Source organism: Candidatus Magnetaquiglobus sp. (genome assembly GCF_058402785.1).
Window position 1 is genome coordinate 56,561 of record NZ_JBZVFG010000006.1, and the last position, 20,121, is coordinate 76,681.

Here is a 20,121-nt window from a genome sequence, read left to right on the forward strand (position 1 = left end):
CGTTGATTGTAGATGCCATTTTCTGTCCGCTTCAAGTTGAATAGTGCAATTGGATCGGTGGTGGTTTTCATGCCTCCGGCCGTGGAACCGGGAGAGCCTCCGATCGCCATCAACAAGATGACCAGAAACAGAGTCGGACCGGTCAACAAGGCGGTGTCCACCGTATTGAAACCGGCGGTTCGACTGGTCACGGAGAGAAAAAGACTCTCAAGAAACAGGGATGCCGGTTGTTCCCCCATCGCCGCCCCGTTCCATTCCAAAAGAACAAAAGGAATCGCTCCGGCAAGGATCAAAAACAGCGTGGTGCGCAGCACCAGCCTGGAATGCAACGACAGCATACCCCGTTGATGGCGCAGCATGGCCCGCAGACGTTCCCCCACATCCGCCACCACCAGAAAGCCCAAGCCTCCCAGAATGATCAGTCCCATCACCGCGCCATTGATCAACAGATCGCCTCGGAATGTCATGAGGCTGTCTGCGTACAAACCGAATCCGGCGTTGCAAAAGGCGGAAATGGCATGAAACAACGCGAACCACACGGCTTCCGGAAGCGGTTTGATTTCGGAAAAACGTAAAAAGAGCAATCCCCCTCCCAAGAGTTCCACCAGAAAGGTGAACAGAAGAATCGCCTTCAACAATTGACTGGGATGAATGGCATCCACAGAACCATGGGAAATCTCCAGAAGATGACGGTGATGCATACTGATGCCATTCTTCCGCAACTGAAACCTCGTGATGAAAAAGGTGGAGAGCGTGAGAAAACCCAATCCTCCCACCTGAATCAACCCCAGGATCACCCCCTGGCCAAACAGGGAAAAGGTGGTGCCCGTATCCCGTACCGTCAGACCGGTCACGCATACTGCTGACGTGGAGGTAAAGAATGCATCAATCAAAGATACGGGTTCCTGCCCAGACGCAAGGCTGAAGGGTAATAAAAGCAGCAGCGTTCCAGTCAGAATGGTTAGAATAAAGGAGAGTGTCACGATACGACCAAGAGAAAAATCGTTGATTGTAGATGCCATTTTCTGTCCGCTTCAAGTTGAATAGTGCAATTGGATGAAATTCTTGACATGTCATTTACGTTTACGCAATCATTCTTGATAATTAATATATCCGTCCATGTATAAAAATGGTAAAAATTGCGGGCAGCGTGAAATAAAAATTTTATCAAGATTCACGAATGAGTCTCCCGCAAAAAGTCACCTTTGCTGGAAGTCAACCCGTGCCAGGGATAGGGGGAGTGTGGTGGAACATCCTCATGAATCACAAGTGAACTCATGGAGATAATCAGATAGGTCTCGTCTGGTGGACCGTCAGATCAACTTGGATGAAGCGCACTTCCGGATGCCTGATGGGCCTCGGGAGGAATCAGAGAGGAGTTGGCCGCACGTTTTCCGCACTCAGGTGCTGAAAATGATTCCGGAGCGCGCATTTGCTGCTCTGTATCTGCCAGTTTGGGACGTCCCAACACGCCTGCGGCGCTTCTGGTCTCACGGTCCGTGCTCAAGGAGATGTTTGATCGAACCGACGAGGCGCTGATGGCGTCGTTCCGGTTTGATTTGCGCCATCATTACGCCCTTGGTCTGATTGGAGGAGACAGGTATATCGCTGCGCACCCTGGAATATTTCCGGGCACGGGGGTGGGATCGGAGGCCGTGGGAGCGACCTTTGATGCGGTAACGAACCAGATCATTGCGGTTTTGGGTCTGGACACCTCGCGACAGCAACACGATTCGACCCATTTTCGTTCCAAACATGGCCAACTTGACGCGGTTGGGATTGTTCACCCGGACGATCGAGCATTTTTTGGCCGGCCTGACCAAAGGATTTCCGGAGCGTCACGCGGCGTTGCCGGAGAAGATCCTCAAGCGATATGGTGAGAGGAGTGGTCGGTTTCCGGAGCCAGGGCGGCATATTCGTCGTTGTCCGTCACCATGGTCATGGCCAGAATCTCCGCATGGCACAACGTCGCCAGATCCATGGCCACACGCGATCCGCGCCTTGACTGAAATTCGACCCCTCCGTGGCCAACAGAATCCGCTCGAAACGTTGTCCAGGCGACAACTGCGTGTGCATGCCCGGTCTCCTCTTGTAACGATGTCAAGCCGCCGCAGCCACGTCGTGAGGCGGATCGGCGAAAATTTTGACCCGCTTGGGTCGGACGAACACCGTCTCTCCGGATTGAAACCCGTAAGGATCGTACTGTTCGCGCGTCATCTCGACCTCGAAACGACCCGCGCCTTCCAGAGACTCCAATCCCAGTCGCACGATCGATCCCTGCGGTCGCACATGCCGCACCACGGTGCTCCAGGCGCGGTAACCATCCGGTACACGCCGAATCTGCCATTCGTGGGAACGCACGCACACCACGGTCGGCATCGACTCCACGCAACTCTTGCCGGGTGGGGCCACCTCCACGACCACATCCCCGATGCGTGTCCAACCGTTCTCCACCCGCCCCTGGAACAGATTCACCCCGCCCATGAAATCGGCCACGAACGGCGAGGCGGGATTGCCCTGCAACTCCTCCATGGTGCCGATCTGTTCCACCCCGCCCTGACGCATCACCACCACCCGTTCGGCCACATCCACGGCCTCGGACTGATCGTGGGTGACGAACAGCGTGGTCACCGGCACCAGGGCATGCATCTGCCGCAACCACTGCCGCAGATCGTGACGTACCCGGGCATCCAAAGCCCCGAACGGCTCATCCAGCAGCAACATTTTCGGTTCCGGGGCCAACGCGCGGGCAAAGGCAATCCTCTGTCTCTGTCCTCCCGACAACTGCGCCGGATAGCGGGATGCCAACCCCTCCAGTTGCACCATCGCCAAAAGATCCATCACCCGCTTGCGGATCGTCGTGTCGTTCGGGCGTTCCCGACGCGGCTTGAGCCGCAATCCGAACGCCACGTTCTCGAAAAGGGTCATATGTCCGAACAGGGCGTAATGCTGAAACACGAATCCCACCCGACGCTCCTGAACCGGCGCGCGGGTGGCGTCCGCCCCTTCGAGGAGCAATTGCCCGGAATCCAGATACTCCAACCCGGCGATGACACGCAGCAGCGTGGTTTTTCCGCATCCCGACGGTCCCAGCAACGCCACCATCTCCCCTGGGGCAATCGTCAGATTCAACCCGTCGAGCGCCGTGAAGGCGCCGAACCGTTTGACGGCATCGACCACTTCGATCTTCATTGTCTCTCCTCCTCCGGATACACCACGGTCACGGCAGGCTCATCGCGACCCTGCCGGTCCATCCACGCCTTGCTGATCAAGGTCAACAGCGACAGCCCCACCAGGATCGAGGAGACGGCGAACGCCGCCACCCCCTGATATTCGTTGTAAAGGTTTTCCACATGCAGCGGCAGGGTATTGGTCATGCCGCGAATGTGTCCCGACACCACCGATACCGCGCCGAACTCCCCCATGGCGCGGGCGTTGCACAGAATCACCCCGTACAACACCCCCCAGCGGATGCCGGGCAGGGTGACATGCCAGAAGGCCTGCCATTCGCTGGCACCCAGAAGCCGCGCGGCCTCCTCCTCGCCCCGGCCACGCGCCATCATGATGGGAATCAGCTCCTTGGCCACGAACGGCAGGGTGACGAACAGGGTGGCCAGCACGATGCCGGGCACGGCGAAGATGATTTTCACCCCCGAGGCGGCGAGCGGGCCGGCAAACCACCCCTGCGCCCCGAACAACAACACGAAGATCAATCCCGAGATCACCGGCGATACCGCGAACGGCAGATCGATCAGGGTGATCAACAGATTTTTGCCCCGGAAATCGTGGCGCGCCACGGCCCAGGCCACGCACACCCCGAATACCAGGTTGAGCGGCACCACGATCAGGGCCGTCAACAGGGTCAATTGCAGCGCGGCCAGAGTATCCGGATGGGAGAGCGCGGCCAGCCAGGCATCGAACCCCTTGCTCAAGGCCTGCGCGCCGATGAACAGCAACGGCAAAAGCAGAAACAATGTCAGAAACAGGATGACCAGGCTGCTCAACAGCACCCGCACCCACAACGGATCGCCGATGACCGGACTGGGACGCCGTTGATGTCGCTCCGTGCCGTGACTCATGATGGATCCCTCCTTGCCAGTCAGCCGATGGGACGACGACGACGCATCCAGGATTGCAGAAAATTGATGAGCAGCAAAAGAACGAAGGAGACGGTGAGCATGAGCATGGCCAGGGCCGTGGCGCCGAGGACATCGTACTGCTCCAGACGGGTGACGATCAGAAGCGGCACGATCTCCGAGACGAAGGGACGATTCCCGGCGATGAAAATCACCGATCCGTACTCCCCCAGGCCGCGCGCCAGCGCCATGGCGAAACCGGTGAGCAGCGCCGGCGTCAATCCGGGCAGGGTGACCAGGCGGAAGGTCTGCCAGCGATCGCCCCCCAGACTGGCGGATGCCTCTTCCATCTCGCCGTCCATCGCCTGGAGCACCGGTTGCACGGTGCGCACGACGAACGGCAGACCGATGAAGGTCAAGGCCAGCACGATGCCAGCCGGGGTGTAGGCCACGGACAGGCCGAACGGATCGAGCCATGCGCCGATCCAGCCATTCTGGGCATGCAGCGCCGCCAGGGTGATCCCGGCCACCGCAGTCGGCAGGGCAAACGGCAGATCCACCAGGGCATCGAGAAGCTTGCGTCCCGGAAAATCGTATCGCACCAGCACCCAGGCGGTCACCAGACCGCAGACCGCATTGATGGCCGCGGCGACCAGGGCCGCGCCGAAGCTGACCTGGAACGCCGCCAGCACGCGCGGGGCGGTGACGATCCCCCACAACGCCCCGCTCTCCAACCGCAGACTCCAGGCAAAGGCCAGCACGAGCGGCAGCAGGACGATCAGTCCCAGATAGAACAGACTGATTCCCAACGTGAGTGGAACCGGGGAACCATGACCAGGCCGTCGAACGCACCACCGTCCATGCGCTTGCGGTGTGCCGTTCGGCCCCTTCTGAAGCCTGCCGTCTTGAACGCGGGAGCTGTTCGTCGTGACGACCGCCTCCGTTTGGCGATTTGGCTCGATGCTGGTCATGGCCCCGGTCCTTTCGATCGCGGCCTTACGGCGCGATCATCCGATCGAATTCGCCGCCATCGGCGAAATGGATCTGTTGCGCCTGGTCCCACCCTCCGAACCGTTCATCGATGGTGAACAGGCGGATCTGGGCGAAACGGTCCGCCGCTGCCCCCGCCTTTTCCGGGGCGGCGGGTCGATAGTGGTGTTTGGCCACGGTTTTCTGCCCCTCGGGCGTGTAGAGATACTCCAGATAGGCCTGGGCCACCGGGCGGGTGCCATGCTTGTCCACCACTTGGTCCACCAGGGCCACCGGCGGTTCGGCCAGGATGCTCACCGACGGGATCACCAACTCGAATTGATCCGCGCCCAACTCGTGAATCGCCAGATACGCCTCGTTCTCCCAGGTCAACAGCACATCGCCGATCTTGCGTTCCACGAACGTGGTGGTGGCTCCCCGAGCCCCGGAGTCCAGCACCGGCGCATTCTTGAAGAGTCGGGTCACGAACGCGCGCGCCTTGTCCGGGTCATTCTGGTTCTTCTCCAGCGCATAGCCCCAGGCCGCCAGATAGTTCCAACGCGCGCCCCCCGAGGTTTTCGGATTCGGCGTGATCACCTGGATCCCCTCCCGCACCAGATCGTTCCAGTCGGTGATCCCCTTGGGATTGCCGTTGCGCACCAGAAACACGATGGTCGAATGGTATGGGGCACTGCGATTGGGCAGCCGTTCGCGCCAGTTCTCGGGCAGAAGTTTTGCCTTGCGGGCAATCGCGTCGATGTCGAACGACAAAGCCAGCGTCACCACGTCGGCCTCCAGTCCGTCGATCACCGCCCGGGCCTGCTTGCCCGAACCGCCGTGCGACTGCTTGATGGTCACCGTGTCGCCACTCTTGGCTTGCCAATAGGCGGCGAACAGGTCGTTGTACTCCTTGTAAAGCTCGCGCGTCGGATCATACGAGACGTTGAGCAGCGTCACCTCGCCGGCCAGTGCCTCGGCCCCACCCAGTACCAGGGCCCACACCGCCACCCACACCCAGAACCGATCAACCCGTTTGAACCATCCTTGACCCATCATGACACACCTCCCACGGAGAATTGGATTATTTAAGTTGTTGCATCATACCTCCTTCATCCACCCAAGGATGAAGCGAAGACCCTCCGCGCGGCACCCACACACCGCGCGGAAGGAGATCCGCATCACCCGATGATCAGTCGCATCGACACGGCATCGGCAGACCGGCGATCTTCAAGGCCTGCATGAACGGTCCGCACGGATAGAGCGTGTAGAGATAGCGCACGTTGGCCCGCTCCTTGCCCAACCGCTCCCCCACCTTCTTGAGCAGATCCCTTATCATCGGCACGACCCGGTTGTTGACATGGTAGTCGCGCAGAATTTCGACGATCGCCCAATGCTCCTCGGTCATCTCCAACTGTTCGCGTTGGGCGATCGCGATCGCCACCTCGGGGCACCAGTCGTTGGGATTTTCCAGAAAGCCGCTCATGTTCAGGGGATAGGCATGGCCTTGCACCGTCAGACTCGTCATCGTTCGTTCTCCTTTCCTTGCCATCGAAGGGTGAATACGCGCCAGGATCCCCGAATTGAGAGAGGTGGGGCTTGCGCATTTATTGTGCGATGCAAGATAACAGAAACAAAAAATAAATGATAATAATATAAAAATATATTATAATCTCTGGCAATGCTAAAATGATGTATTTGTACATAATGTTATTGTTTAATTGAAGCGGGAATGCGCGGACAGAACGAAAAAAGCGCGCGCAGCCTTCTGGATCCACACGGGAAGGGGAATCGTCGAGCCGGTCGGAGGTCTGTCAGGCGGGCGCGGCGATCACGGGTTGGGGTGGGGAGCCATCCGCCTCCCCCGCCACTCGGGCAAAGCAGAAACCGTTGCGACCGTTCTGCTTGACCGTGTACATCGCCATGTCGGCCTGTTCGAGCAGGGTGTCGATGCATGCCCCATGCTCCGGATACAGGGCGATGCCGATGCTCACGCCGATGGAACAGGGGGTGTCGAGGATCACGAACGGCTCCACCAGGGCATGGACGATCTTTTCGGCCACGATGGCGATGTTGAGCGGATCGTGCAGCGCATCGATCAACAGGGCGAACTCATCCCCGCCCAGGCGCGCAAGCAGGTCCGAGGCGCGCATGGTGGCGCGGATGCGACACGTCACCTCTTGGAGCAACCGATCGCCGGCGGCGTGGCCCAGGGTGTCGTTGACCTGCTTGAAGCGGTCCAGGTCGAGCAGCAGCACCGAAAAGGTTCCGCCAGTGCGGTGAGCCTTGGCAAGCAGTTGCAGGGCATGCTCGCGGAACAGCATGCGGTTGGGCAGGCCGGTCAGGGCGTCGTGATGGGCAAGGCGCTGGAGATCCTCTTCCATGCGTTTGCGTTCGATCACGCCGGCCAGGGTATTGGCGATGGTGTAGAGCAGGGCGATCTCGTCCGGATTGCGCGTATGCCCGGAATCGAGCCGCAGCAGCAGCACCCCCAACGGTTGTTCGGAGGAGAGGATCGGCACGCAGTAGTGGCGATGGGCCTTGCGCACCGGATGTTCGATGACATGTCGGGGATCGTCGTCTCCGGCAAAGAGGATCTCGCGGGTTTCCAGGGCCGTGCCGCACAGGCAGACCCCCGCGGACACCCTGGCACAGCTCGTCTGTTCGACATCGGAGAAGCCGATCTGGGCGGCCAGCCTCAATCCGCCCTGCTCCGCATCCACCAGAAACAGCGCCGCGTCGTTGTTCCACACCTTGAGCCAGGGGATGGCGCGGATGATGCGCAACGCGGTCAGCAGATATTCCTGCTGGGACATGGGGATCAACGAGGTCTCCAGCAGGGCGTTGAGCGCGATGCGCGACATGATGCCGCGCATGTCGGCGTTCTCCAACCGGTCGAGGTTGGCGGCCAACACGTTGACCATGGCGCCGATGTCGTCCAACTGATCGCCATTGCCCAGCAGCGGCACGCGTTGCGTGTAGTCCCCCTCGGCGCAGCCTTGCAGGGCGTGGACGATCTGGCGCGAGCGTCCCACCAGCCAACGCAGAAAGAACAAGATCGCGCCGGCCAGCATCACCGGGGCCAGAATGGTGACCAGAATCAGGATGGCGTGATTGGCCTCCACCACGCGCTTGGCATCGGTGGCGATCTCCCCGCGCAGCAATCCCGCCGGCGAGGAGAGACGCTCCACGTCGCGCAACACCTGACCTGCCGCCAACTCCATGCGCATGCGCGCCTCGCGCATGGCGGCGTTCTCGTCGAACAGAGCGTGCAGCAGGGCATGGAGCGACTCCGGACCAACGGTCAGAAGCGGCGGCAGACGCGCGAAGTGGTCCCGCAGGGCGGTAGAGAGCGGGGTCAACCCGGAGTCGGCGCGCACCGACGCCTCCAGCCGCGCCAGGGCGGCGCGCATCTCCCCGAAAGCCTGTTCGATGCCGTTGTCGCGAATGTTGATCAGTTGATCCTGCTCCCGCTCCATGATCAACTGCCGACTCAGCAGCGCCAGGGTCAGGCTGGCATGGCGAATCTTGTCGGAGGCATCGCGCACGTCAACGCTGGCGGACGACAGTCGCTCCCGGATCAGACGCCGACTCGCCTCATCCCACGCATCCCGCATCAGCAGCGGCTCGAGCCGACGCCGGGCCCGTTGCGTCTCCAGTCGCGCCTTGCCGGCCAACGCCTCGGCGATGTGGATCATCTCCCCGGCTTCGTGTTCCACCTGCCCGATGCGCGTCTCAAGATTGATGGTGAGCGTTCGTAAACGTTCGCGCAACAAGGAGAGCCCCTCATCGGCCTCGAGCAATTGCGCGAAATGGCGATCCAACGCCCCAAGGATCTCCCGGGAGGCCGGAAACCGTTCCAAAAGTTTATCCAGATCGCGGCGCTCGGCGCGGAACTCCGCCTCCAGGGTGGCGCGGGAAGGCAGACGATCCGGCTCGACATACCCCTCCGGCGTGGTGGGCGCATGACGTCGGTCGGCAACGCGCATCACCACCAGCACCATGCCGCGTACCGCCTCGCTGACCGGAAACGCCTCCTCGAGCAGCTCTTCCTGGTAGCGCGCCAGCCTCTGATTGGAAACCCAGGCCACGGTGGTCAACAGCAGGATGGCCAGGACGCTCAGCGCCCCCAACCCGACCAGCATGCGCCGAATGCTCAAGGTGACTCCATGCCCCCGGAAGAATCCGTTCCACGGCGCGGTGAACTTTTCCGGCTCCATGGTCATCGATCACGGATCCTTCCAGTCCAGGGGAACGAAACGACCCGGTGGATGCCGCCCGCTTCCTTGACCTCCTGAAAACGGGCCTCGATCCCCTGCCGCATGCCTGGCCCCAAGGCGGACGCCTGTCCGGTGAGGATCGAGGAGCTTTCCACCTTGATCTCCCCGACCCTCACGGCACCACTCCAACCCGTCACCAACAGGAGAAGCCCCCACCAGAGCGCCACGCTTCGCACGCGGCTTGCGATCCCAACGCCTGGCGTCATGTCAAGACCCGCATCATGCAACAATCTTCCCCCCGACGATCCGTCATCGCCCCAGTACACCTGTGGAGCCGCTCTCCCCATTCATCCATGTAACATGATGGGGGGAGAACCCCTCATCCCCCATACCATGGCCCTCCTTTCGGGAGTTTTCATGATAACATGGTTTGATGCAACCCCTTAATAACCATTCCGGATAAGCATATATCCGGAATGGTTGGTTGCCGGGTGCCTTTCGGCATTCGGGCGTCAAGCCGACTTGACGTGCAGGCCGCACTCCTTGCTGACCGGATCCTCCCACCACCAGCGCCCGGCGCGCAGATCCTCGTTGGCCCCGACCGCGCGCGTGCATGGCGCGCAGCCGATGCTGGGGAAATTCTGGTCATGCAGACCATTGTAGGGCACCTGATGGGTGTGGATGTAGTTCCAGATCTCCTCCTGGCTCCACTCCAGCAGCGGATTGAACTTCTCCAGTTTGTGGACCGGATCCCAGGCCCGCCTCTCCAGTCCGGCACGGGTCACCGCCTGCTCGCGCCGCAGACCGGTCACCCAGCTTTTGGCCCCCGCCAGGGCCCGCCGCAGTGGCTCCACCTTGCGGACCTGACAACAGGCCTTGCGCAGATCGATACTTTCGTAGAAGGCGTTCGGTCCATGACGGTTCAAATGCGCCTCCAACAGATCGTGACGCGGGGAGTAGATCAAAATCGGACGACGATAGCGAAGCAACGACCGATTCATCACGTCATAGGTCTCCTCATGCAGACGACCGGTATCCAGCGTGAAGATCTGAATCGCCAGTTCGTTGCGCACGATCAGATCCAGCACCACCTGATCCTCGGCCCCGAAACTGGTGGAAAACCGCGCCGGCGCCATCTTCTCGGCAGCCAGACGCAACCATTCAACCGACTCTCCAACCCTTTCCAACATACGCATGACCCATCTCTCCTTGATTCCAAATGGTGAAAATCTTTCAACGCCGACCAAACCACGCCAATCAGAACATCCGAACCGAACCCCTCCCTCAAGCCACCTCCCTCCATCCCTCTCCGACCAGCCCGAGCCGTGGTCCGAAGGCTCCGGCAATGTTGTTCCCATCATCGGCCAGAGGCAGCGAACGGATGGACGGGGAGAGATAGGCGCTCAGGTACAGCGTCGGATCCTCCCGGCACCACAGCTCGGCCAACAGGCCGATCCAACGATCCAGATCGGTCAGGAACCGGGTCAGATCGCGCCACTCGGAACCCTGCTCCAACGTTCTCTGGCGCTCGGTCAGGAGCGCGAACGCCTCCACCAGAGGGGTAGTCAGCGCCGGCTTGCGCAGGGCGTTCACGACCAACTGTTCCAGGCTCAACTCCGAAAGCGCCACGGGCAGACGGGTCGGCGCCAGCAAGGTGGCCCCCAGTCCGGTCAGAATCTCCCGCGTGGTCTTCAAAAACGGTTCCGCCTCGCCCGCCTCCAGATGGGCATGACAACAATCCCGCTCATGGGCGGCGCGGGCAAAGGCCATCTCCACATGAACGTGTCGGCTGCCCATGCACTCGTTCAGACCGGTCCGCTGCTCGAATCCGCGACGTGCCCGCTCGAAATCGGCCTGACTTGCCGCCTCTTCCGGCGTGATCTCCTCCAGATCGCCCACCAACTCCATCAACTCGACATCCGAGCGAGCGCCGATCCAGGCCGAAAAACCCCGCCCGCTCTCCCCGGACTCCGCGAACGCCTGTTGAATCCGCGTCACGGCCAACGGTGCGCGGCTCGCCGGGATGGAACCCACACAGCGTCCCAACAGACCCGAACCGCCTCCCCGCCCCCCCACCAGCAACCGGTAGAACGGCAACGGAATCCCATGCGGACGCCGGATCTCGCCGGAAAGACCGATGTCGCACACATCCGAATGGACGCATCCATTCGGACAACCCGAAACCCGCACCTTCAGATCGAACACCCCGCCGGTCAACTGACGCGCCAGCAACGGCGCCGCGGTCAGGCCGAGATTGCAGACCGCCGAACCCACGCAAGCCGTCACGTCATCCCCGACTTGCGGACGCGACACCCCGAATCCGGCCAACCGCTCCGCCAACTCCGGCACGCGCGACTCCGGAACGCCGACCATCAACAGATTCATGTCCGTGGTGACCCGCACTTCGACCAGACCCAACGCCTCGGCCAAGGCTCCCAACCCGCGCAGTTGTCGCGGCGTCAGATCGCCGAGCGGCACCCGCACCGGCACGGCCCACAATCCGGGCTGACGCTGCGGAGTCGCATCCCGGCCCCAGGCGCGCCGGATCTCCTTTGTTTCAGACGCCTCGGACCAGGCGCCAGGAAACGAAAGCGCCAATCCGGCGATCCGGCGGGTACGGGTCAACGCCTCCCGGTAGTGACCCAGCACGGTCTCTTCGTCGAAGCGCTCCCAAAGAAATTTCAGACGCGCCCTGGACTTCTTCTCCCGGTCGGAGTGACGGTGATGAACCCGTAACACCGACTCCACCACCGGAAAAAGTTCCGCCTCCGCCACCCACGGCTCGATCACCCGGGCTTGCCTGGGCTTGTGCCCCAGCCCCCCGCCCATGCTCACCCGATACCCCCCTCGTCCGTCCACGTCCCGACAGGCGGTGATGCCCAGGTCATGCACACCCTCCTGAGCACAACCCGCCGCGCACCCGGAAACCGCAATCTTGAACTTGCGCGGCAGGAATCGGGTCAGAGGATTGCCCAGATATCGCTCCTTGAGACCATCGACGATCGGCAGCACATCGCGCTCCTCCATGGGACAAATGCCGGCCATGGGACAGGCCACGATGTTGCGTACCGTCGGACCCCCCGCCTCACCGGTACACAAGCCCTCCTCATGCAACCCCCGCAACAGCTCCACCAGTCGATCGCCGAACACCGGCTTGAGCTGCATGTCCTGGCGCGTGGTCAAGTGGATCGTCGCCGCGTGGGGTAGCCGCTCCAGTCGATCGGCCACAGCCACCATCTGACCGGGGGTGATCCGACCACCGGGCAGCTTCAGCCGCACCATGTAGGCCCCCTGGGTCCGCTGGGTGTAAACGCCAAGCGACATGCGCAGGGCCAGGAACCGATCCTCGCTCAACGTACCCTGTTCGAACAGATTGACCGCCTGACCCAGACGGTCGATTTCCGCCATCACGGCTTGAATTCGCGGTTGCTGCATGCCTGACCTCCATTTGAACAATCATTATATGTAGTTTAAACGACATCCATTCGGCGGATACAACAAATTGTTGCACCGCACACTAATTTCGCTTGCAGCATACCTTAAGACAAAATATAATAATAACAATATAAAATTATTATATAATCGTTTTTCGTGCTAAACCGCCTCAACAATAAACAAGGAGGCAATGTGAAATTCCATCAATTGCGATACCTCTGTGAAGTTGCCCGGCGCGGACTGAATGTCACCGCAGCCTCCGAACGGCTGCACACCTCGCAGTCCGGGGTGTCCCGACAGATTCAGCTGCTCGAGGAGGAGTTGGGCGTCGAAGTGTTCGTGCGCAACGGCAAACGTCTGGTCGGCGTCACCGAATCCGGACAGATGATCCTGGAGATCTCCAAACGAATCCTGCACGACACCGAAAGCCTGCGCATGGTGGGACGGGAGTTCAGCACCGAGAGCCGGGGCAGTCTCACCATCGCCACCACCCACTCCCAGGCACGCTATACCCTGCCGCGGGTGCTGCCGGCGTTCGCGCAGAAATACCCCAATGTGCGGCTGCGCCTGCATCAGGGCAATCCCACCCATGTGGTGGAGATGGTTGCCTCGGGACAGGCCAACCTGGGCATTGCCACGGAGGCGATCGCCGAATCCAGGGAACTGGTCAGCATCCCCTGCCTGGATTGGCAACATGTGGTGATCACCCCGGTCGGGCATGCGCTGACGCGCGAATCGCCGTTACGCATCGACATGCTCTCCTGCTATCCGCTGATCACCTATGATCAGGGATTCGCCGGTCGTCGCCGCATCGACGGGGTGTTCCAGGAACACGGCCTGACCTCGAACATCGTGCTGGAGGCCATCGACGCGGATGTGATCAAGACCTATGTCGAGTTGGGCATGGGAGTGGGAATCGTGGCCGAGATCGCCTACGATCCGATGCGCGACAAAGGGATCGAGGCGATCGGCGCCGGGGGGCTGTTCGGCGTACACACCACCCGTGTCGGCATCAAGAAGGGTTCGCATCCGGCGCGCTATGTGATCGATTTCATCGAACTGCTGGCCCCGCGCCAGACGCGCGCCACCATCGAGGCCTGTCTGTTGAATCCGTCGGAACCGCCCGGAGGGGCCAATGCCACGCCCACGCGCGCTCCGCGAACGGAAACGGTTCCAAACCCCGTCGTCACGCAAACGGAAGGAAATTTGCCATGAGTTTCTACGATTCGACGCGCGTCCTGGTCTTTCACACCGTGGCCAAGCACCTTTCCTTCACCCGCGCCGCCGAGGAGTTGGAGTTGACCCAGCCCGCCGTCACCTTTCAGATCCGGCAGTTGGAGGAGCATTTCAACACCCGTCTGTTCGAGCGTCAGCACAATCGCATTTCGATGACCGATGCAGGCCGACACTTTCATCAGCATGCCAGTCGCATTCTCGATCTATACCAGGAGACGGAAAAACGGCTGAACGAGGTGACAGGACTGTCACGCGGGATGATCCGGCTCGGAGCCACGACCACCCCCGGCGGATACCTGCTGCCTGGAATCCTGTGCGGGTATCGGGATGCGTATCCTGGCGTCAAGGTCCGTTTGAGCCTGCACAACACCCGCACCGTGGTCCAGAAGGTGGGTGACACCACCATCGATATCGGCATGGTCGAAGGACCGGTACAACAGCCCGACATCGAGGTTCTGCCCTGTCTGGAGGATGAACTGGTGGTGATCCTGGCCCCCGGTCATCCCCTGGCGGATGAGGAGAGCATCCCCCTGGAGCGGTTGTTGGCCCATCCGTTCGTCTCGCGGGAGGAGGGATCCGGGACGCGCGCGGTGATCGCGGCGTTTCTGGAACAGGCGGGCATGCATTTTGGCCAGTTGAAGACCGTGCTGGAGGTGGATACCGCGGAGGCGGCCAAATGCGCGGTGGAACACGGGGTCGGCTTTTCCCTGATCTCCCGTCTGGCGATCCGCAAGGAGAATCATCTGGGGGCCTTGACCATCCGTCCGATCCGGGAGGGGGCGATGACCCGGACGATCAACCTGCTGCTGGATGCCAGGAGGATCCGCTCCAAGGTCACCGACGAATTGGTTTCGCACATTCAAACGGCCTGTCAGACCACGGTCAAAGTCCTCGACTTTTCAGAAATCCATGCCTCAATACCCGCCAAATGACTTTATGACCGGAAGTGATTCGGATCGGTTGGCCATGGATCACGATTCCCGCCGGAGATGATCGTCACCTGGAAATGGATGAACCAGGTGACGACCTGCCCATTTCAGCAATTCAAGAAAAACGATTATATAATATTCGATAGATATATTATAATCAATCGCATTACATAATATCAAATAATTATTTAATCAATCACACATAATCATGCTACGATTCTGCATCTGAAAATCAATGCGTATATATCAGATTATTCTGAGTTTATATCCGCAATAACCAACAAAGGATGCCGTCATGAAGAAACACCATCTAATTCTCATTGTATCATCGCTTTTCTGGCTTCCAGGATCCGCCGTTTCATCGTCTGAGTTTGGGAGTGACTTGGGAGAATATCAATCCGCCGTGATGTCGATTCTTCGCTTGCATCTCAAGGCAATCGAAACCCTGACATCCAATCAGAAACACCCCTACGCGGAGAACATGTTGCGACACGCCACGGCGTTGCGTTCAAGCGCGCAACTGTTGGATCACGTCTATCCGGAAGGGGTACAGAACCGTACGGCGCAAGCCGGTTCCGAGACCGCCTGGAGTGATCGAAAGGGGTTCGACACCCAGGTGGAACGCAGTTTGAAGGCCACCAAGGAGTTGGTGAAAGCCTCCGAACAGTGGATGCGGGGCAATCGCGATCCGATGACCGGCGCGATCAAGAAGGTGCGCGAATCGTGCGATTCATGCCACAGGATTTTCCGTTCCCATTGAAAACTGATCAGACAGCCGACGCGGGCCATGGATGGCCCGCCAACACGGTTTGCCTCAAACAGGGAATGGGCAGGCGCGTGCATTGACAATCGGCAGATGAATCTTGAAAACGGTGCCGATATCGGATCATCACCACCACGAGCGCCCGTGAGGGGTTCGATCTCATGGCGCGCCATCCGGTCGGGGTGGTGGTCTGCGACCAGAGGATGAAGGAGATGAGCGGAACCGAATTCTTACGTCGCATCAAGGATTTGCATCCCGACACCGTGCGCATCATACTGTCCGGTTACACGGAACTCAACACGGTCATCGATTCCGTCAACCGTGGTGCGATTTACAAGTTTCTCACCAAACCGTGGGAGGATGACGTGCTCTCGCAAGGAATCAAGGATGCGTTCCGCCTGTACGAAATCGGACGCGAGAACCGGGAGATGTCGCATCGACTCCGGGAACTGGAAGAACCGTAGCATGGGCAGGTCTGGGGATTGACCTGTTATCGCCCGACGGTAGCGCGCTGACCATTCTGGATGTGCGGAAGGGTCGGCATGTCGATATCCTGGACGAGACCGGATGACATGGAAAGGATCAAGGGCTTGGTTGATCCTGTCGAAAGTCGCACATCCTCACGACCATTTTCCGAACCTGAATCCGGCCATGTCAACACGCTCCGGGGTCATTTGACGCGAGCGTGCGGATCGGCACCTGCACCCGCGTGGAGTCTCCCAGGATCTGAATCAGCAGCAAGGCCCGTTCCTGACCGTTGCGCGCCTGAAAAATCGCCTCGCATCCGGCCAGTGGTCCCTCCTGAATCCAGACGTGTTGTCCGGACGCGAACTCGACGGGTTCTGGGGACGGCAGGATGCTGTTGGCATCCGCACGAGCGATCAACGACTCCACCAGTGCATCGTTGACCGGAGGGATGTAGCCGCCGAACCGCACCAGACCGGTCACGCCCAGCGTGGAACGGATCGGAGCGATATTGGTTTGCTCCAGAACAAGCTGGATGAACAGATAGCTGGTAAAGAACGGTTCGATCACTGGCTGCAATTTGCCCCGCCGTATGCGCTTGACATGGATGCGTGGCAGAAAGCAATGATACTTCTGATTTTCCAGATTCTGGAGTGCCAGCAACTCCTGACGTGGTTTGGTATGTACCGCATACCATTTCCGGTTGAGAACCGGTTCTGGTGTTTCCTCAGACGGCAGTTCGTCGGTAACGGGCAAATCGGATTCCATTGCTGACATTGTTTCTTTTCTTCAATTTCTGGGGAGGAAAAACCGGGCTCCGACTGTTCGCAAGATCTCATCATGGGTTTGCCCACGCCAAAGCCAGCATCGGTTTCAACGACTCGACATCGTTGCGATCCTGGGGCCCCGCCGCCGCTGCGATCTTTGGCTGCCAATCGATGCATGGTACAGCAGACCATCTGATTCGCAAAGGCTCGTCGCGTCTCTTGCACCTCTCTTCCCGAACACCAAGGCTCCACCTTTTTCGAGAAGGAGGAAGTCGCATTTTCTTTAGCTGGTGGGCAAGGGCCTGTTGCGGGGTGTGGGTGGGGTGCGACGGGGTGTCACACGGGGCGTTTTTTTTCAAGCGGCTCGGATGAACTTCCGGATGGCTGACTGGAGATCAGCAGCCTTGGCCCTCTGCAAAACGCGCAGCAAAGCATGGGAAAGCTGTCCGATCTGAAATCGTTGCACCAGGGTCTCCTCCATGTGGCACAGCAGATGGGCGGTCATTTCAGCATCGGCCATGGCACGGTGTGCTTTCCCGGTGGCGGGCAGACGTGCAAAGGCGGCCAGGGTCCCCAGTTTATGGTTCGGCGCAGTTGGATAGACCCTCCTGGCCACCAGCATGGTGCAGACAAATTCTTGCTGACGGGTACGTCCGATTTGGGACAATTCGGCATCCCAGAATGTGCGATCAAAGGAGGCGTTGTGGGCAACCAAAGGAAGATCACCCACAAAATCGGCGACCTCCTGCATGACCTTGGCCGCAGGCGGTGCGCAACGCACCATCTCGTTGGTGATGCCCGTCAGATTGGTAATGAAGAAGGGAATCCGCACGCCGGCATTCATCAGGCTCTGATAATGCCGGACGATTTGGCCGTTCTCCAGGATAACAGCCGCGATCTCCGTGGCCCGCGCTCCCTCGGCAGGAGAGAGTCCGGTGGTCTCGAAGTCGATGATGGCCAGGGTTTCCATGGATCACGCCAACAAAAAAACAGGCGGTCAAGCGCCGCATGAAATGCCCGCCGTCTGTTTCCAGACGGCGGGATTCACTCCTTGACCTACAGGGGCGTCACGTTGGATGCCTGATCTCCCTTTTGGCCTTTCGTGATGTCAAACTCCACCTTTTGCCCCTCGGCAAGCGACTTGAAACCACTCATCGCAATGGCTGAGTGGTGGACGAACGCATCCCCTTTGCCATTATCGCGCTCAATGAAACCAAAGCCCTTGCTGTCATTGAACCATTTCACTTTTCCTGTCTCACGACCTGCCATGCTCTTCTGATCCTTTTGTTGAACGTTTATGGACAAAACCACGCAATTGCTTTATTCTACACCTGTTTGCAACAGAAAACAACAAAGCATGCGATATAACGATAAAACATCAAACCAAACCTGGGTTTACCCAGACGATCGGTTTGAAAGGCACCCTCTTGGGTATCTTTGACGAGTCACACATCCAAAACAATGTAACACATTGAAATTCATTGTCAACAAGTAAATCCGATTGAGCCGGGCTCCCCTGGCCCGAATTCAGTTCCCTTCACTACTGACCGGTTAATTAGTCAAACAAAATCAACTGTTTGCCCTGGTTTTTGGTGTCGTTTCTTTTGGCTGTTCCGTTAACTGGTTGATTTATTAAAATTTTCTCAAAAGGAATGACTGAAAAAATCTGTAGCACGGTCCACGACGTAGAACGCACCTGGTTCCGGAATTATCGTAAGATAGTCAAATCAGCCCGGTTGAGCCACTAGGGACGCTTGCCCAGTTCGGCCACAAACCCCCGCACCCCCGCCTCCACCGTCGGGCCGCCCTGGCTGACGCTGGTATTGTGGCTGCCAGTGGTTTCGAGAAAGGTTTTGGGGTCGTTGGCCAGGGCGAACAACTCCCGGCCATGGCGTGGGAAGATCACCGTGTCGTCGCGGCTGTGGATGATCAGGAGCGGTGCGCGGATCTGGCCGATGCGGCTGGCGTTGTCGAACCAGATGCGGCTTAGCAGGCGGATCGGCAGATAGGGGTAAAGCTCTTCGCCCACCGCCGGAATCGAAAGAAACGTCCCTTCAAGGATCATCGCCTTCGGCGCGTGCCGGGTGGCAAGCCAGGTGGCGACCCCTCCACCCAACGAGTGGCCATGATAGATCACTCTTGCCGCCGGGATGCCGAGAGAACCGGTCAGATGGTTCCAGGCCGCCTCGGCATCGGCATAGAGCCCCACCTCCGACGGCTCCCCCTCGCTCAGGCCGTAGCCTCGGTAATCGAACAGGAACACGCCGAGCCCCAAACGCCGGAACAGCTCCGTGTGTCCTCTCAGTCCGGAAATGACGCTGGCGTTGCCGTGCAGAAACAGCACCACCGGCTGGTCCGGCGCGCCTGGAATCCACCAGCCGTGCAGGCGGTATTTGTCACTGGCGAAAGTGACCTCCTGGAAAGGGATACCCCAATCCGTCGGCGTGGCGGTCAAGCCGCGCGAGGGACGAAACACCTTGGAGGATTGGTTGAAATAGAGATGCGCGCCCACGCCCCCGTAAACCAGGGTCCCGACAACCAGCAGCGATCGAACCAGCCGACCCCACCAGCCACTCTTGCCACGCCCGGACCGGGAAGCCCGCTCGGGAAGATCCAGGAATGAGGCGTCATCACCCTGAGAGGGTCGCGGCTCGATCATGGCGCCGCCACGGATAAAAAATCCGGAACCCCAGCCATGATCTCGCGCAATTTTTCCTCCTGAATCCGTCCGATCGCCTCATCCAGCGTCAACCAGACCCGCTCGCGGAAACTCTCCAGCCAGCGATCCAGCACCTCATCGACGCGCATCACATACACCTCGGCGACACAGGTTCCGTCCCACTTGGGATAGTCGTACTCCCCGATCGGCTCGGGATGGACCCTACCGCGAATGCCCGCCTCCTCGTAGGCCTCCTTGGCCGCCGAGTCCGCGGGGGAAAGGTTCGGTTCCACGATCCCCTTGGGGATGATCCAGCGACTGCGCGAACGGGAAGAGATCAACAGAACCCGCAGCGCCTCCCCTTCGCCACGCACCGGGATCACCGCCGACTGCCGATAGTAATAGGCCGGATAGCTCGTCATGGTTGCGCCTCCCTTCGATTGTCCTCATCCATCAAGCCGCGCGCCGGAATCGGAACGATCGTTCCGAGACGCCCCACCCAATCCTACCACCATTGCCCACGCCATGCCATGCCGGGCGCTTGGATATTCCCCGTCATCCGCCTGGCCCAACCATCTCGACAAGGGGATGGCAAAGGTCTACCA

General features: G+C 59.7%; 20 protein-coding genes. 5 read left to right on the plus strand and 15 right to left on the minus strand.

Annotation, left to right across the window (positions count from 1 at the left end; all coding sequences use genetic code 11):
- A partial coding sequence (locus ACV4UY_RS03545) for a TrkH family potassium uptake protein (protein ID WP_491606276.1) occupies positions 1-1,022 on the minus strand: 1,022 nt, incomplete at its 3' end.
- Positions 1,023-1,379: 357 nt separating this feature from the next.
- On the opposite strand from ACV4UY_RS03545, the gene ACV4UY_RS03550 reads away from it, so the two are divergent.
- A complete protein-coding gene (locus ACV4UY_RS03550; RefSeq protein ID WP_491606277.1) occupies positions 1,380-1,880 on the plus strand; it encodes a hypothetical protein in 501 nt (166 codons plus the stop codon).
- A gap of 220 nt (positions 1,881-2,100) precedes the next feature.
- On the opposite strand, the gene ACV4UY_RS03555 is transcribed toward ACV4UY_RS03550, so the two are convergent.
- The 9 genes from ACV4UY_RS03555 to ACV4UY_RS03595 form a co-directional block, all read right to left on the minus strand.
- Positions 2,101-3,192, minus strand: coding sequence for a sulfate/molybdate ABC transporter ATP-binding protein (locus ACV4UY_RS03555; protein WP_491606278.1), 1,092 nt, complete (start codon positions 3,190-3,192; stop codon positions 2,101-2,103).
- Positions 3,189-4,079 carry a sulfate ABC transporter permease subunit CysW gene (gene cysW / locus ACV4UY_RS03560; protein ID WP_491606279.1) on the minus strand — a complete coding sequence of 297 codons (891 nt, stop codon included), beginning with the start codon at positions 4,077-4,079 and terminating at the stop codon, positions 3,189-3,191. The genes ACV4UY_RS03555 and cysW overlap by 4 nt, the downstream gene beginning before the upstream one ends.
- Positions 4,080-4,099: 20 nt before the next feature.
- Entirely contained in the window at positions 4,100-4,885 is a 786-nt protein-coding gene (gene cysT, locus ACV4UY_RS03565; RefSeq protein ID WP_491606280.1) for a sulfate ABC transporter permease subunit CysT, read from the minus strand.
- 187 nt (positions 4,886-5,072) lie between these two features.
- Positions 5,073-6,101, minus strand: coding sequence for a sulfate ABC transporter substrate-binding protein (locus ACV4UY_RS03570; protein WP_491606281.1), 1,029 nt, complete (start codon positions 6,099-6,101; stop codon positions 5,073-5,075).
- Positions 6,102-6,234: 133 nt separating this feature from the next.
- Positions 6,235-6,570 carry a TusE/DsrC/DsvC family sulfur relay protein gene (locus ACV4UY_RS03575; RefSeq protein WP_491606282.1) on the minus strand — a complete coding sequence of 112 codons (336 nt, stop codon included), beginning with the start codon at positions 6,568-6,570 and terminating at the stop codon, positions 6,235-6,237.
- 286 nt (positions 6,571-6,856) lie between these two features.
- Positions 6,857-9,268 (minus strand): diguanylate cyclase domain-containing protein, encoded by a 2,412-nt coding sequence (locus ACV4UY_RS03580; protein ID WP_491606283.1) that lies wholly within the window; start codon positions 9,266-9,268, stop codon positions 6,857-6,859.
- Entirely contained in the window at positions 9,265-9,498 is a 234-nt protein-coding gene (locus ACV4UY_RS03585; RefSeq protein ID WP_491606284.1) for a hypothetical protein, read from the minus strand. The genes ACV4UY_RS03580 and ACV4UY_RS03585 overlap by 4 nt, the downstream gene beginning before the upstream one ends.
- Positions 9,499-9,774: 276 nt before the next feature.
- Positions 9,775-10,452, minus strand: a complete 678-nt coding sequence (locus ACV4UY_RS03590; protein WP_491606328.1) for a phosphoadenylyl-sulfate reductase — start codon at positions 10,450-10,452, stop codon at positions 9,775-9,777.
- Positions 10,453-10,546: 94 nt separating this feature from the next.
- Positions 10,547-12,697, minus strand: a complete 2,151-nt coding sequence (locus ACV4UY_RS03595; RefSeq protein ID WP_491606285.1) for a nitrite/sulfite reductase — start codon at positions 12,695-12,697, stop codon at positions 10,547-10,549.
- Positions 12,698-12,889: 192 nt separating this feature from the next.
- Between ACV4UY_RS03595 and ACV4UY_RS03600 the strand changes: the two genes are divergently transcribed.
- The 4 genes from ACV4UY_RS03600 to ACV4UY_RS03615 all read left to right on the plus strand — a co-directional run bounded on the left by ACV4UY_RS03600 (position 12,890) and on the right by ACV4UY_RS03615 (position 16,089).
- Positions 12,890-13,912: a CysB family HTH-type transcriptional regulator gene (locus tag ACV4UY_RS03600; protein ID WP_491606286.1), complete on the plus strand. Its 1,023-nt coding sequence runs from the start codon at positions 12,890-12,892 to the stop codon at positions 13,910-13,912.
- Positions 13,909-14,865, plus strand: a complete 957-nt coding sequence (locus ACV4UY_RS03605; RefSeq protein WP_491606287.1) for a LysR substrate-binding domain-containing protein — start codon at positions 13,909-13,911, stop codon at positions 14,863-14,865. Before ACV4UY_RS03600 ends, ACV4UY_RS03605 begins: the two co-directional genes overlap by 4 nt.
- 292 nt (positions 14,866-15,157) lie before the next feature.
- The gene (locus ACV4UY_RS03610) at positions 15,158-15,622 is read left to right on the plus strand and encodes a cytochrome c (RefSeq protein WP_491606288.1); all 465 of its coding nucleotides are present in this window, start codon (positions 15,158-15,160) and stop codon (positions 15,620-15,622) included.
- A 128-nt stretch (positions 15,623-15,750) separates the two neighbouring features.
- Positions 15,751-16,089 (plus strand): response regulator, encoded by a 339-nt coding sequence (locus ACV4UY_RS03615; RefSeq protein ID WP_491606329.1) that lies wholly within the window; start codon positions 15,751-15,753, stop codon positions 16,087-16,089.
- Between the two features lie 190 nt (positions 16,090-16,279).
- Here ACV4UY_RS03615 and rfaH read toward each other — a convergent pair whose 3' ends face one another.
- The 5 genes from rfaH to ACV4UY_RS03640 all read right to left on the minus strand — a co-directional run bounded on the left by rfaH (position 16,280) and on the right by ACV4UY_RS03640 (position 19,938).
- The gene (gene rfaH / locus ACV4UY_RS03620) at positions 16,280-16,846 is read right to left on the minus strand and encodes a transcription/translation regulatory transformer protein RfaH (RefSeq protein WP_491606289.1); all 567 of its coding nucleotides are present in this window, start codon (positions 16,844-16,846) and stop codon (positions 16,280-16,282) included.
- A gap of 366 nt (positions 16,847-17,212) precedes the next feature.
- Entirely contained in the window at positions 17,213-17,827 is a 615-nt protein-coding gene (locus tag ACV4UY_RS03625) for a 3'-5' exonuclease (RefSeq protein ID WP_491606290.1), read from the minus strand.
- A gap of 86 nt (positions 17,828-17,913) precedes the next feature.
- Positions 17,914-18,126, minus strand: a complete 213-nt coding sequence (locus ACV4UY_RS03630) for a cold-shock protein (protein ID WP_420904673.1) — start codon at positions 18,124-18,126, stop codon at positions 17,914-17,916.
- Positions 18,127-18,601: 475 nt separating this feature from the next.
- Positions 18,602-19,516 (minus strand): alpha/beta hydrolase, encoded by a 915-nt coding sequence (locus tag ACV4UY_RS03635; protein ID WP_491606291.1) that lies wholly within the window; start codon positions 19,514-19,516, stop codon positions 18,602-18,604.
- Positions 19,513-19,938, minus strand: coding sequence for an NUDIX hydrolase (locus ACV4UY_RS03640; RefSeq protein ID WP_491606292.1), 426 nt, complete (start codon positions 19,936-19,938; stop codon positions 19,513-19,515). Before ACV4UY_RS03640 ends, ACV4UY_RS03635 begins: the two co-directional genes overlap by 4 nt.
- Positions 19,939-20,121 lie beyond the last annotated feature (183 nt).

Coding starts and splice junctions, on each gene's coding strand:
- ACV4UY_RS03555 (WP_491606278.1), bottom strand. CDS start 3,192: ATGAAGATCGAAGTGGTCGATGCCGTCAAACGGTTCGGCGCCTTCACG.
- cysW (WP_491606279.1), bottom strand. CDS start 4,079: ATGAGTCACGGCACGGAGCGACATCAACGGCGTCCCAGTCCGGTCATC.
- ACV4UY_RS03570 (WP_491606281.1), bottom strand. CDS start 6,101: ATGATGGGTCAAGGATGGTTCAAACGGGTTGATCGGTTCTGGGTGTGG.
- ACV4UY_RS03575 (WP_491606282.1), bottom strand. CDS start 6,570: ATGACGAGTCTGACGGTGCAAGGCCATGCCTATCCCCTGAACATGAGC.
- ACV4UY_RS03580 (WP_491606283.1), bottom strand. CDS start 9,268: ATGACCATGGAGCCGGAAAAGTTCACCGCGCCGTGGAACGGATTCTTC.
- ACV4UY_RS03590 (WP_491606328.1), bottom strand. CDS start 10,452: ATGTTGGAAAGGGTTGGAGAGTCGGTTGAATGGTTGCGTCTGGCTGCC.
- ACV4UY_RS03595 (WP_491606285.1), bottom strand. CDS start 12,697: ATGCAGCAACCGCGAATTCAAGCCGTGATGGCGGAAATCGACCGTCTG.
- ACV4UY_RS03605 (WP_491606287.1), top strand. CDS start 13,909: ATGAGTTTCTACGATTCGACGCGCGTCCTGGTCTTTCACACCGTGGCC.
- ACV4UY_RS03610 (WP_491606288.1), top strand. CDS start 15,158: ATGAAGAAACACCATCTAATTCTCATTGTATCATCGCTTTTCTGGCTT.
- ACV4UY_RS03625 (WP_491606290.1), bottom strand. CDS start 17,827: ATGGAAACCCTGGCCATCATCGACTTCGAGACCACCGGACTCTCTCCT.
- ACV4UY_RS03630 (WP_420904673.1), bottom strand. CDS start 18,126: ATGGCAGGTCGTGAGACAGGAAAAGTGAAATGGTTCAATGACAGCAAG.
- ACV4UY_RS03635 (WP_491606291.1), bottom strand. CDS start 19,516: ATGATCGAGCCGCGACCCTCTCAGGGTGATGACGCCTCATTCCTGGAT.
- ACV4UY_RS03640 (WP_491606292.1), bottom strand. CDS start 19,938: ATGACGAGCTATCCGGCCTATTACTATCGGCAGTCGGCGGTGATCCCG.